The following is a 12,102-nucleotide window of genomic DNA, read 5'->3' on the forward strand; positions in this document are numbered from 1 at the left end:
ACCGGTGCCGATATTCCGGTGGATGGCGGATGGGCGCAGGTGTAAACGCGCGTCGCGAAAACGTAAATGATATTATCCGCAAGGGGTGCCTGGGACGGCAAATGTTAACGGTGTATGATGTCATCATGAATATAAAAACACTTCCCCAAAACGGGCTAAGAGGCCCGGCCGAGCATAGCGTCCGCGATCAAATCCTGCTGGCCGCCGATCGGCACTTCAGCCATTTCGGCTATGGCAAAACCACGGTATCCGACCTGGCGAAAGCCATTGGTTTTTCCAAGGCCTATATTTATAAGTTTTTCCCGTCTAAACAAGCCATTGGCGAAGCCATTTGCCACCAATGCCTCGAGACGGTGATTAACAAGGTGCAGGAAGCCCTGCGGGAGGAGGAACCGGCCGCCCGGCAGTTGCGCGTGCTGTATAACACCATCGCCGCCGCCAGTAGCGAACTGTTTTTTAGCGAACGGCGCTTGTATGACATCGTTATCTACTCCACCGGGGAGGCATGGCCATCATCGCGGGCCTATGAGGCCCAAGTGCGGGAATTATTGAAAAATATTCTCCAGCGGGGTAGGGATAGCGGTGAGTTCGAGCGGGAAACCTCGCTGGATGAACAGTGCCGCGCCATTTTCCTGGTGATGGAGTCTTTCGTTAACCCATTGTTATTGCAGTATAAACTCGAGGGTATGACCGAAGCCATCGAGGATCTTGTCCGGCTGGTGGTGCGGAGTTTAACGGCACGAAGTGACCATTGACTTATTTGGTCACTAGATGTCAGACTCTATCTTCCGTTTTCCCGGAGGATAATCATGTCTCTCAGCCGTCCCAGGATGTCCCCTCTATTGATAATGCCGCTGGCGCTGTTCCTGGCCGCCTGCGGTCCCGCGCAAGCCCCGGATGCCCGCACCGGGTCGCCCCTGGTGCGTTATGCCGTGGTGCAAAACGTTGATCGTGCCGAAAAAAGCTACACCGGCACCGTCGTGGCGAAGGTGCAAAGCGATCTTGGTTTTCGCGTCGCCGGAAAGGTGGTGAAGCGATGGGTGGATAACGGGCAAACCGTGACGCGCGGCCAGCCGTTGATGCAGATCGATCCCACCGACCTGACGCTGGCCACCCTGGCCCAAACCGGTGCGGTACAGTCCGCCCGCGCGCTGGCAAACCAAACGTCGGCGGACGAAAAGCGCTACCGTGCGCTGGTGGATAAAGGCGTGGTGTCGCGCTCCGCTTACGATCAGGCGAAAGCCGCCGCCGATTCGGCCCGCGCCCAGCTCGGCGCCGCGCAGGCCCAGGTGGAGGTAGCCCGCAACCAGGCGGGTTATTCACTGTTAACCGCCGATGACGACGGGGTAGTGGTGATGACGCTAAGCGAACCGGGGCAAGTGGTGGGCGCCGGGCAAACCGTGGTGCAACTGGCCCATGCCGGCTCCCGTGAAGCGGTGGTTTACCTGCCGGAAACCCAGCGTCCCCCCCTCGGTTCGGCCGGGCGGGCGGCGTTATATGGCGACAATCGCCTGACGGGCAGGGCGACATTGCGCCAGCTTTCGGACGCCGCCGATCCCCAGACCCGCACTTTCGAGGCGCGTTATGTGCTGTCAGGCGCCATCGCCGCCGCGCCGCTGGGCGCTACCGTGACCGTGCAACTGCCCGATCCCGCGGTTGACGGGCAGGTCAGCGTGCCCCTGAGCGCCCTTTATGACCAGGGGCAAGGTCCCGGCGTCTGGTTGATAAAAGGCGACCGACCGACGGTGGACTGGCAAAAGGTGCAAATCGCCGGCTTGACCGACGAGAGCGCCACGCTGTCCGGCGGATTAACCCCCGGCGATCGTTTTGTCGCGCTTGGCGCGCATCTTTTGCATCAAGGCGAACCGGTACGGTTGGACGTGGACGCCATTAACGGGGCGGCGAAATGAGCGGTTTTAATCTTTCCTCCCTGGCGGTCCGCGAGCGCGCCGTAACCTTGTTTCTTATCATCGCCATATCCGCCGCGGGCGCCTTCGCTTTCCTGAAACTGGGGCGTGCGGAGGATCCCAGTTTCACCATTAAGGTCATGACGTTTATCACCGCCTGGCCCGGCGCCACGGCGCAGGAAATGCAGGATCAGGTGGCCGAGCCGCTGGAAAAACGAATGCAGGAGCTGAAATGGTACGATCGGAGCGAAACCTTTACCCGGCCCGGCCTGGCGTTTACCACCGTGACGCTCAAGGACTCGACGCCGCCGGCGCAGGTACAGGAGGAATTTTACCAGGCGCGTAAAAAACTCGGCGACGAGGCCGCTAACCTGCCGGCCGGGGTTATCGGGCCTATCATCAATGATGAATATGCCGATGTTACCTTCGCGTTATATGCCCTGAAGGCCAAGGGCGAACCGCAACGGCTGCTGGTTCGGGAAGCGGAGACGCTGCGCCAGCGGTTGCTGAATCTTGACGGCGTCAAAAAGGTCAATATTATCGGCGAGCGGCCGGAGCGCATATTCGTTGAGTTTTCCTACGCCCGCCTGGCGACTCTTGGGGTCTCGGCGCGCGCGATATTTACCGCCCTTAATGCCCAAAACAGCGTGACGCCGGCCGGTTCCATCGACGCACGGGGACCGCAAATCGTTATCCGTCTCGACGGCGCGTTCAGTAACCTGCAAAAGATACGCGACACCCCTATAGTGGCGGCCGGCAGAATCCTGCGGCTTTCAGACGTGGCCGAGGTGCGGCGCGGTTATGAAGATCCCGCCACGTATTTAATCCGCAGCCAGGGGGAACCGGCCCTGCTGCTGGGTATCGTCATGCGTGACCGCTACAACGGCCTGCTGCTGGGCAAAACGCTGGAGCACGAGGCGGCCGCCATCTCCGCTGAAATGCCGCTGGGCCTGTCGTTTAGCAAGGTGACCGACCAGGCGGTGAATATCGCGGAATCCTATAACGAATTTATGCTCAAATTCTTCGTGGCCCTGGCGGTGGTGATTACCGTAAGCCTTATCAGCCTGGGCTGGCGGGTGGGGATAGTGGTGGCGGCGGCGGTGCCGCTGACGCTGGCCGGGGTGTTTATTATTATGCTTGCCACCGGACGCGACTTTGATCGCATCACTCTCGGCGCGTTGATATTGGCGCTGGGCCTGCTGGTGGATGATGCGATTATCGTTATCGAAACCATGGTGGTGCGCATGGAGGAAGGTTTCGATCGGGTTTACGCCTCAGGCCAGGCCTGGGTAAGCACCGCCGCCCCGCGGCTGGCCGGCGCTCTGGTCACCTCTATCGGACTGATGCCGGTGGGGTTCGCCGCCTCCAGCGCCGGCGAATACGCCGGCAATATTTTTTGGATAGTGGCCTTCGCCCTGCTCACCTCATGGGTCGTGGCGGGCGCGTTTACCCCTTATCTCGGGGTGAAGCTGTTGCCGGAAATCAAACCGGTTGCCGGCGGCCATGGCGCGATATACGGCACGCCGCGCTATCGCAGGTTACGCCGGTTCATCGCCCGGTCAGTGGCGCACAACAAAAAGGTGGTACTGGCGGTGGCGGGACTTTTCCTGGCGGCCTTTTTAGGCATGGGTGCGGTTAAGCAGCAGTTTTTCCCTGTTTCCGATCGCCCGGAAGTGCTGCTGGAGGTGCAAATGCCGGAAGGAAGCACCATTGAATCCACCAGCGCGGCGACGGCAAAAGTGGAGGCCTGGCTGAAACAACAGCCCGAGGCAAGCTTGGTGACCTCGTATATTGGCCAGGGCGCTCCGCGATTTTACCTGGCGATGTCGCCGGAGCTGCCCGACCCTTCGTTCGCCAAAATCGTGGTGCTCACGGCGAATGAACAGTCGCGCGAGGCCTTGAAACAACATGCGCGCCAGGCGGTGGCCGACGGGCTGGCGCCGGAGGCCAGGGTGCGGGTGACGCAACTGGTGTTTGGTCCGTATTCGCCGTTCCCGGTGGCTTTCCGGGTGATGGGCGCCGATCGGGATAAGGTGCGGGATATCGCCCGGCAGGTACGTCAGGTGATGCTCGATAACGCTAATATGCGCCAGGTCAACACCGATTGGGGCGAGCGCACACCCACGGTTCATTTTGTGCTGGATCAGGATCGCCTGCAAGCTTTCGGCCTCAGTTCGCAGGACGCCGCGCAGCAATTGCAATTTTTACTCACCGGCGTGCCGGTCACCCAGGTACGCGAAGATATCCGCACCGTGCAGGTAATAGCCCGCAGCGCGGGCGCCGAGCGGCTTGACCCGGGCAGGTTAAGCGCCTTTACCCTTATCGGCGGCCAGGGACAACGGATACCGCTTGATCAGATTGGCCATAGCGCAATTGTGCTGGAGGAGCCGATTATCCACCGTCGGGATCGCATGACCACCATTACCGTGCGGGGCGATATTGCCGAAGGACGGCAACCGCCGGAAGTCTCGCTGCAGGTGCTTAAAAGCCTGCAGCCGATCGTGGCCAAACTGCCCGCCGGCTATCGCATTGAAACCGGCGCCGCGCTTGAGGAGGCCGGCAAGGCCAATACCGCCCTGGTAGCCATCTTTCCGTTAATGCTGATTTTGATGATGATCGTGATTGTGTTCCAGGTGCGATCGTTATCGGCCATGGCGATGGTATTGCTTACCGCGCCGCTGGCATTGGTGGGAGTGGTCCCGACGCTGCTGCTGTTCAATCAGCCGTTCGGATTCAATACCATTTTGGGCCTGATAGGCCTGGCCGGTATCATCATGCGCAATACCCTGATTTTAATAGGGCAAATCCACAGCAACCAGCATGAAGGCTTATCGCCTTATGATGCCGTGGTGGAAGCCACGGTACAGCGGGCGCGCCCGGTTATCCTCACCGCGCTGGCGGCGGTGCTGGCGTTTATTCCGCTGACGTTCTCGGTGTTTTGGGGATCGCTGGCGTTTACGCTGATTGGCGGCACCCTAGGCGGTACGGTGTTGACGCTGGTTTTCCTGCCGGCACTCTATGCCGCCTGGTTTCGCATCAAGCCACCGGTCGCCGCCGAACAGGAATTTTCCGACTGAGCGTGTTGGCGTGGCCCGCCCGCCGAGTTAGCGTTCCCCCCTTTCCCACCCGGTGGGGGGCGGCGCTACGATCAACGATCAAGGCAGCAGGCCATTGTCACGGTACGCTTCTATTGTCCGGTCATACACCATGATGTCGTTGCGGCTGCGGGCGACAAGCTGTGCGCCTTCAACGGCGGCATAGATGGCCAGGGCATGGGACTGGAGCTGCGCCGACGGCTTTTGCTCCCGGCCGATTGCCAGCGCGCGGGCCAGCCATTTCACATTGACCTCGGCAAACCGTACGACTTCGAGCTGTACTTCCCGCGGCAGCTCGTCATGTTCCGCGGCCAGAATCCCGCACATGCACATCCGGTTTTCGTTGGCGAGCGCGGCGCGGAACACGGCGGTATATCGCGCCATAAACGCACCGGCGTCCCGGCTCATGGCGAGGGACTGCTCGAGGTGGTCATCCATTTCTTCCGTGTAGCGCCGTGCCAGTTCGGCGCCCAGCGATCCTTTGGTCGGGAAGTGGTAATGCACGCTTGAGCTTTTGACGCCCACGGTACTGGCAATATCGCGAAAGCTCAGGGCGGTGTAGCCATTGGCCTGAATCATCAGGCGCGCAATCGCCATAATTTTTTCCCTTGTATCCGCCGTACCCATATCGCTGGTCTCCCTTTTCTGATGTAACGATTAATAAATGTTGACGTGAATAATAGCAAGCCTTATTGTCTATCTATCGATAGGTAAACAAGCATTGGCTAATGTTGTCATCCGCCCTAACCGGGCTTTAACCCGCTTGCTCTATACAGGATGCAAAAATGAAAATTTATGATACTCCCGGTTTTCCCAATCCGCTCCGCGTACGCATTGTTCTCGCCGAGAAAGGCCTGCTTTCACGGGTTGAGTTCATCAATGTTGACCTTGTCGCCGCCGAGCATAAACAACCGGCGTTCCTGTCCATCAATCCCGCGGGTACGGTGCCGGTGCTTGAATTGGAAGATGGTACCTTTATTTCTGAATGCACGGCCATCACCGAATACCTCGACAACCTGGAGGGCAATCCAACCCTGACGGGCAGGACCGCGCGCGAGAAAGCGGTCATCCACATGATGCAAAAACGCGCCGAGTCCTGGCTTATCGATGCCATCGGCATCTACTTCCATCATGCTACCCCAGGCCTTGGCCCGGTGCTGCGGGCCTATAAGCGCCCGCAATGGGAAGGCAGGACCGAATGGGGCCAGATGCACCGAGAGCAGGCGGAGGCCGGTCTAGGCTACTTCGAGAGCGTGCTGCGGGGGCAGCCTTATATCGCCGGAGAATCGTTTTCCATGGCCGACGCCACCGTTCTCGGCGGGCTGCTGTTCGCGCATTACGCCGATATTCCCGTGCCGGTGGAATACCGCGCGCTCTTGGCCTGGAAGCAACGCATGTACCAGCGTCCGAGTGTGGCCACTCAATGCTTTGGCGATACACCGTCTATATAATAGACATTACCGTTGGCGGCGGGGAGCAATCCGGCAATATCGGTAAAGCGCGCGTTATAGCGTTGCCGGTAAATGGAGAGTTCATCCGCCTGCGGCTCGAGCTCACGCAGAAACGACAGCGCCAAACGGACATGTTTATGCGTAAGTTCAGTGGGCAGCCGCGCTTTATGCAGCACGGAATGCCAGAACGCCAGGCTCTCGTCGGCATCATCGACAATAAAGGTTTGGTAGATAAGGAGTACGCCCGCCGCGTTGCCTAAATGGGATTCGCTGTTATGCAACACATAGCTGACGAACTCCGCGCCGGCGGTTTTTCCCATTTGGCTTATCATGGACTCCACGTAGACCGGCGCAATGTTCAGCCGTTTGGTCAACGCCTGCGACGCCCGGCGGGAATCGGAGTTGACTATGCGAAAACCGACAAGAAAAACGACAACCAGCGTTGCCAGTATAAGCCAAATCATGGGACGTCCTTAAGCAAGCCAGGGTCCATCATAAGTGTAAATCACGCAAGAGAAAACAGCAGCCTGGACGAAACATCTTTTACCCGGATTCATTAGCGGCAAAATGGCCGTCGCCGGCAGCGGAACGCGACCGCCGGAATAAAAGACGATGACGAAATCCGCCCGCGCCCCGCCGCGGTTTACTGGTAGGTTAAGGTGAAGGAGGCGGTGCTGTTGGCCAGCCCGGTGGTCACCGTGCCGTCGGTTTGGTAATAACGTGCCTGTAACGGAATATTAAAGAATCCATTAGCGGTAGTGGTGCCGACGGCTATGGGCACGCCGAGCGTAACCGGGTTGTCATTATACAATATTTGCACCCCCACGCCGGTGGCGGAAGGGGGGGAAGAGGACGGGCTCAGGGCTAATACATCGGTCGCGCCGCCGGCGCTGACGCCGTCAAATTGTACCTTGACGGCAATGCCGGGATTACAATTCAGCGCTATATTAAAGTTCCGGATACCAGCCGAGCTGCCGATGGCCGTGAACTCCCTGAGTTCCACATCGCCCATGGGTACACTGATGACGGTATTGTTCACTGAGCATGAAGTGACCACAACGGTAATAACCCCGGTGAAGAGTTGATCGGCGGGAAGGGTATATTCACTGCCGTTTACTAAATTTATAAAACTGGCGATATACGTCTGGGGTATGGCGCCCGGGGTGACGGGGCCGAGTTTATAAAAAGTAATCGTTGCTCCAGCCGATAGCAGCGGTATATAGCCGCTTGCATTTGAGCAAAGCTGAGCGGTATTGGCGTCCCCTCCTATCTGCGGGCCGATGCCTATATATGAGGATCCCACACAGTCGCCGCTGGACTGGACTTCGCCATAAATGATGTAGCCTATTCCGCTGTCACCCAGTTTATATATATTGCGACCAGCGGAAACCTCACCTGTAAAATTCGCCGGATTTGCCTGTAGCCCGAATTGTTGCTGGGTAATGTTGCCGGGATTGCACTGGAATCTGGTTGACGCCGGAAAGCTATAAGGATTACCGATCAGGCCGTTTGGCTTATCGCGAGATAGCGTAAGGGTGATGTTTGTGCCGGTCTGCGCCGCGCCCGTTGAGGTACATTCGGCCGTGGCCGACGGGGTATACGCCAGGGCCGCGCTTACGCAGCCCGTCGCCAGCAGGGCGCTTGTCCAGCACGATTTTCGCTGTTGCCTCATTCATTTACTCCTATCGACATTGCACATTAGCCATGCGAATCGAGGGGTTGGACGTTGCCGTGGCGGGCAGACTATAGTGTGCCTCGCACCGCTGCTCCGGACCCTGGCCCCAAAGCACCTTTACCCGGCCCTGCTCCGGCATCCCGCTCAGGTACACCTGGCCTTGGGCGTCCGCAATGCCGCTATTCGGACTTTCGCCGGGCGCCTGTAGCAGGGTAGCCTGCGCGCCGAACGGCACCGGTTGACCCAGGCGCGTTATCGTCAGCAGCACCCGGTTGCCCACCCGGGTCTTGAAATCCGCCAGCGCCAGCGCCCCTTGTGTGGGGATCACCGTCTGGGTATTGATATCGATATCCACGTCTTCACCCATGGTCGCGGTGTCGAGCGCGATGCGGTTGCGGCGGTAGGTGGTGGCGAAGGGCACCACGGCATAACCCCGGCGGTCGGTCACCACGCCGGTATTGTTTTCCACCCGTACCCCATCGGCGCCCGGCGCCCGCACCAGCGCCAGCGTGTCGCCCAGCGATTGCGACAGCGTGACGCCATAGGGATGCGCCACTATGCCGCCCTGCACGCCATAATTTACCTGCTGGTTGTGTTGGCTGTAGTTATAGGCGGCATTGAGCTCGCCGCTGCCTCCACGATATGATGCCGAAGCGTTGCCGCTGGCGCCGGTCCCGCGGTTGCCGTAGCTTTGCTGCACGCTGTAGTTGAAATTATTATCCGCCAGCGCCGTGCCGCTGATACCCGCCTGCTGATTGACCGCGCCGTGATTATCGCTATTGACGCTGTAGGTTGCCCAACTGTTCGGCAACCATTTGCTGAGCGGGATTTGTACGCCGAAGGCCAATTGCCGATCGTTGTCTCCCGTCCCCGGCATCCGGGCATAGGTAAGGTTCAGGTTGTAGTTGATGCCGCCATATCCCAGGCTGTAACCGGCGCTGAAGCTGCGCTCGCTACCGTTCTGGCGCCAATAGTCCTGCTGATAGCCCGCGACATACAGGCTGCCCGCGCTCCCCATCGACTGGCTGATGTTCAGCTGTAGTCTGCCGCGTTTATTGTACAACCGCCGCCATGAATCGGACGCCCGATCGGTCAGCTCGTTGGCATCGCTAAAGTCAAAATAGCCGCTGCTGGAGTAGCGGTACCCGGCAAGGGTAAAAGACGTGCCGTAGTCGGTAAATACCTTGGCGTACTGGACGCGATATGATTGGCCGCTATGGCGGTCATCGCCGCCGGGCAGGGTGGTTTTGGCCTGGGTCACATCAAACGATGCCGAACCCAGGGAGCCAAAACCATGGCCCACGCCCAATTGCAGGGATTGATAATCCCCCGAGACGATAGATCCGCCGTACAGCGACGTGTCCCGGGGCAGGCCGTAAATCAGGCTGCCCATAATGAAATTGGGTTCCCGCGCGTCGCTGTACGCGGAGCGGTATTGCCCGGCGCTGGCGGCATATTTCAGCCGCCCCTCGCGTTGCATGACAGGCACCGCCGAGAACGGCTGGGTAAAGCGGCGTTCGGCGCCGCTGGCTTCCCTGATGGTAACCTCCAGGTTGCCGCTGGCCGCGGTGGGAAACAGATCGGTTATGACAAAGGGCCCTGGCGCCACATAGGTTTGATAGATAATGGAATTATTCTGGCGAATGGTCACCTGGGCGTTGCTTTGCGCAATGCCGCGCACCACCGGGGCAAACCCGCGCAGGCTATCGGGCAGCATATTGTCATCGGAGGCAAGCTGCGCGCCGCGAAACGGCACGCTATCGAATATGTCCCCTGGTGTGTAGGCGTCGCCGGCGGTAAATTGGCCTTTTAGCGATTGCACGTCGTGCTGGACATAGGTATTGATGCTGTCCCAGTGGGAGCTCTCCCGGCTGCTGAAGCTATAGGCGGAATAGTTGCGTAAACGCCATCCGCCCAGATTGGCCCCGCTGCGCAGGTTGAGATAATGGTTCTCACTGCTGCCCGATGGGTTATCGTACCAGGTATTGGACCCGGTATAGGCGTAGCTCAGCATCACGGCCGGCAGTCCCTGGTCCCACTGCGACGGATCGACATAGCCGCGGGCCAGGGTATCAAGCGCCGCCTGCGGCACGCTGAGGTCCAGGCGCAATTGCCGAAAGTCCAGCTTGCTCCCCGCGTCGGGAATATAGTGGTCAAGGGCGGTAATGGGCTGGTCGTCAGGCAACGCCAGCAGGGCGGGGAAGGCGCCGCGTTTCACCCCATAGTCCGCCAGTTGCCTGGCGGTGAGTTCGGGCTGTAGCCCCGCCGCGGATGCCACAAAGGTAACGTCGCGGGTATCCACTCGATAGCCGTTTAGGTAAATATCGACGCGATAGGTGCCCGGCAGTTGTCCCCCAACGTCAAAGAACGGCGTAAGATCGATTGGTTGCATCGGCGAGCCTTCGATGGACAGGGCGTTGGGGTCAAAATAATCCTGCGCCGATAACGGCAGCGGGACGAGAACCAGTACCAAGGCCCAGAGCACCGGCGGAGCAAACCAGGTCAAGGACAGGCGAATTCTTCTGGCCGTTCGCACGGGCGGTTGGGATAGCTCATTGTTCATATTCGCTCCCTCAACCCTATCCTGACCCACCGTCGAACCAGTGGTTTATCGGCACCGCCGTGTGGCCCGGGCGTCATTACAATGGCGCGCTGGCCGGGGCGGAAATGCCGCCGAATTCATTGATGGCCCGCCAGCTCACATTACCCCGCGCGCCGGCCGGTAGCGGCCAGCTTAGGGTGCCCCGCGGGGCAATCATGCCGGGATATTTGATGTCCTGCCCGCTCACGCTCACACTGGCTAACGACACATAGAACGGGGTGGGATTGCGTGCCGTCAGCTGGCCGCCCTGACGGGAAAAATTCAGGGTTTTGTATGCGTCGCCGGCGTTGCCGGCCAGATTTTGCGGACGATAGAACAGCTTAATCCGGGTATTGATGCTGATGAGCAGTTGATTAACCGCGTTTTTATCGCTGGAGGGGATGGATTTGATATTCAGCCAGAATACGGATTCGCGATCCGTGGGCAGGTTACCGCCGGCGCGCACGATGCGCAGGACGTTTTCCTGCTGCGCATCCAGCCGGAACAGCGGCGGCGTGATAATAAAGGGGACCCTGGCGGTGTCCTTATCACGCTCGTTATCGATCCAGGACTGAATAAGAAAAGGACGCGAATCCGGGTTGCTGACGGAAATCGAGGCTTCTTTTCTACCGGCATCATAAACGACCCGGGTTCCTCCCACCACTACCCCGGCCTGGGCCTGGACGACGCTTAACAGGCCGGTTACCATGCATACCGCTTTAAGCCACTGATACATGGTTTTCTCCATTAAATAAACTGCTATCAAATCGCCATGGCCGCGATGATTTATCCGGCAGCGGAGGGATATGGCGGCGGCCCTGAATAACCGGGCTTCGCCTCAGGTCATAACGATTACCGGTATTGCAGGATAAATGTCGCCGTGGCATTCGCATCGCCTTCAACAATAGGCGTTGCGGTTTGAATGTACTTGGCGATAAAGCTCAGCGTGCCGCCGGCCGTGGTAATCGGCTGCGCCGCGGATGCCGAACCCAGATTGACCCGTGTGGTGCTATCGGCTTCAAACAGCGCAATGCCGACGCCGCTTGCGGTATTTGCGCCGGCGGTTAAGCCCAATACGGTGGCATCGGCGGGATCGGCGGTGCCGGAAAAAATGACTTCAGCGGTTGTCAGGGTAGCCGGACAGGCGGTAAGCGTTATGGCGAACTCGGTGAAACCCGGGGTGGCGCCGACACCGCTGAACCCCGCGGAGGTTAAGGTACCCATATTTACCGGCACGGCAGCAGGGCTGACGGTACAGGCGGTGTCCAGAATGGCGCCGGTGAAGTTGACAGTGCCATCGACGGCATGGGCCAGGCCACAGACCATCATGCCGGCGATCGCTAATGCGGGTAGGGTAAATGAGTTTTTCATAATATGACCCCTGGTTCATCAA

At 59.2% G+C, this 12,102-nt stretch carries 10 protein-coding genes; 4 read left to right on the top strand and 6 right to left on the bottom strand.

Annotated features, from left to right (window positions below):
- Positions 1 to 125: 125 nt before the first annotated feature.
- Genes VGC33_RS22935 through VGC33_RS22945 form a run of 3 tightly spaced genes read left to right on the top strand, consistent with a single transcriptional unit; the run spans position 126 to position 4,984 of the window.
- Positions 126 to 755: a TetR/AcrR family transcriptional regulator gene (locus tag VGC33_RS22935; RefSeq protein ID WP_331123080.1), complete on the top strand. Its 630-nt coding sequence runs from the start codon at positions 126 to 128 to the stop codon at positions 753 to 755.
- 54 nt (positions 756 to 809) lie between these two features.
- On the top strand, positions 810 to 1,910 hold the full coding sequence (locus VGC33_RS22940) for an efflux RND transporter periplasmic adaptor subunit (protein ID WP_331123081.1): 1,101 nt from the start codon (positions 810 to 812) through the stop codon (positions 1,908 to 1,910).
- The gene (locus VGC33_RS22945) at positions 1,907 to 4,984 is read left to right on the top strand and encodes an efflux RND transporter permease subunit (protein WP_331123082.1); all 3,078 of its coding nucleotides are present in this window, start codon (positions 1,907 to 1,909) and stop codon (positions 4,982 to 4,984) included. Before VGC33_RS22940 ends, VGC33_RS22945 begins: the two co-directional genes overlap by 4 nt.
- A 78-nt stretch (positions 4,985 to 5,062) precedes the next feature.
- On the opposite strand, the gene VGC33_RS22950 is transcribed toward VGC33_RS22945, so the two are convergent.
- Complete coding sequence (locus VGC33_RS22950; RefSeq protein WP_331123083.1) at positions 5,063 to 5,599, bottom strand: TetR/AcrR family transcriptional regulator; 537 nt, start codon at positions 5,597 to 5,599, stop codon at positions 5,063 to 5,065.
- Positions 5,600 to 5,787: 188 nt separating this feature from the next.
- Here VGC33_RS22950 and VGC33_RS22955 point away from each other — a divergent pair, with 188 nt between their 5' ends.
- A complete protein-coding gene (locus tag VGC33_RS22955; protein WP_331123084.1) occupies positions 5,788 to 6,453 on the top strand; it encodes a glutathione S-transferase family protein in 666 nt (221 codons plus the stop codon).
- Here the strand turns inward: VGC33_RS22955 and VGC33_RS22960 are convergent.
- The 5 genes from VGC33_RS22960 to VGC33_RS22980 form a co-directional block, all read right to left on the bottom strand.
- The gene (locus VGC33_RS22960; RefSeq protein WP_331123085.1) at positions 6,423 to 6,917 is read right to left on the bottom strand and encodes a DUF1198 family protein; all 495 of its coding nucleotides are present in this window, start codon (positions 6,915 to 6,917) and stop codon (positions 6,423 to 6,425) included. The genes VGC33_RS22955 and VGC33_RS22960 overlap by 31 nt on opposite strands.
- Positions 6,918 to 7,096: 179 nt before the next feature.
- Positions 7,097 to 8,125, bottom strand: a complete 1,029-nt coding sequence (locus VGC33_RS22965; protein WP_331123086.1) for a fimbrial protein — start codon at positions 8,123 to 8,125, stop codon at positions 7,097 to 7,099.
- Positions 8,126 to 8,135: 10 nt separating this feature from the next.
- Positions 8,136 to 10,691 (bottom strand): fimbria/pilus outer membrane usher protein, encoded by a 2,556-nt coding sequence (locus tag VGC33_RS22970; protein ID WP_331123087.1) that lies wholly within the window; start codon positions 10,689 to 10,691, stop codon positions 8,136 to 8,138.
- A gap of 76 nt (positions 10,692 to 10,767) precedes the next feature.
- Complete coding sequence (locus VGC33_RS22975; protein ID WP_331123088.1) at positions 10,768 to 11,445, bottom strand: fimbrial biogenesis chaperone; 678 nt, start codon at positions 11,443 to 11,445, stop codon at positions 10,768 to 10,770.
- A gap of 116 nt (positions 11,446 to 11,561) precedes the next feature.
- Positions 11,562 to 12,080 (bottom strand): fimbrial protein, encoded by a 519-nt coding sequence (locus tag VGC33_RS22980; RefSeq protein ID WP_331123089.1) that lies wholly within the window; start codon positions 12,078 to 12,080, stop codon positions 11,562 to 11,564.
- Positions 12,081 to 12,102: the final 22 nt, after the last annotated feature.

The organism is Acerihabitans sp., assembly GCF_036398755.1.
GTDB lineage: Bacteria > Pseudomonadota > Gammaproteobacteria > Enterobacterales > Enterobacteriaceae > Acerihabitans.

What these genes read in the sequence shown, in the direction of transcription:
- VGC33_RS22935 (WP_331123080.1), top strand. Translation starts at nt 126, where the DNA reads ATGAATATAAAAACACTTCCCCAAAACGGGCTAAGAGGCCCGGCCGAG.
- VGC33_RS22940 (WP_331123081.1), top strand. Translation starts at nt 810, where the DNA reads ATGTCTCTCAGCCGTCCCAGGATGTCCCCTCTATTGATAATGCCGCTG.
- VGC33_RS22945 (WP_331123082.1), top strand. Translation starts at nt 1,907, where the DNA reads ATGAGCGGTTTTAATCTTTCCTCCCTGGCGGTCCGCGAGCGCGCCGTA.
- VGC33_RS22950 (WP_331123083.1), bottom strand. Translation starts at nt 5,599, where the DNA reads ATGGCGATTGCGCGCCTGATGATTCAGGCCAATGGCTACACCGCCCTG.
- VGC33_RS22955 (WP_331123084.1), top strand. Translation starts at nt 5,788, where the DNA reads ATGAAAATTTATGATACTCCCGGTTTTCCCAATCCGCTCCGCGTACGC.
- VGC33_RS22960 (WP_331123085.1), bottom strand. Translation starts at nt 6,917, where the DNA reads ATGATTTGGCTTATACTGGCAACGCTGGTTGTCGTTTTTCTTGTCGGT.
- VGC33_RS22965 (WP_331123086.1), bottom strand. Translation starts at nt 8,125, where the DNA reads ATGAGGCAACAGCGAAAATCGTGCTGGACAAGCGCCCTGCTGGCGACG.
- VGC33_RS22970 (WP_331123087.1), bottom strand. Translation starts at nt 10,691, where the DNA reads ATGAACAATGAGCTATCCCAACCGCCCGTGCGAACGGCCAGAAGAATT.
- VGC33_RS22975 (WP_331123088.1), bottom strand. Translation starts at nt 11,445, where the DNA reads ATGTATCAGTGGCTTAAAGCGGTATGCATGGTAACCGGCCTGTTAAGC.
- VGC33_RS22980 (WP_331123089.1), bottom strand. Translation starts at nt 12,080, where the DNA reads ATGAAAAACTCATTTACCCTACCCGCATTAGCGATCGCCGGCATGATG.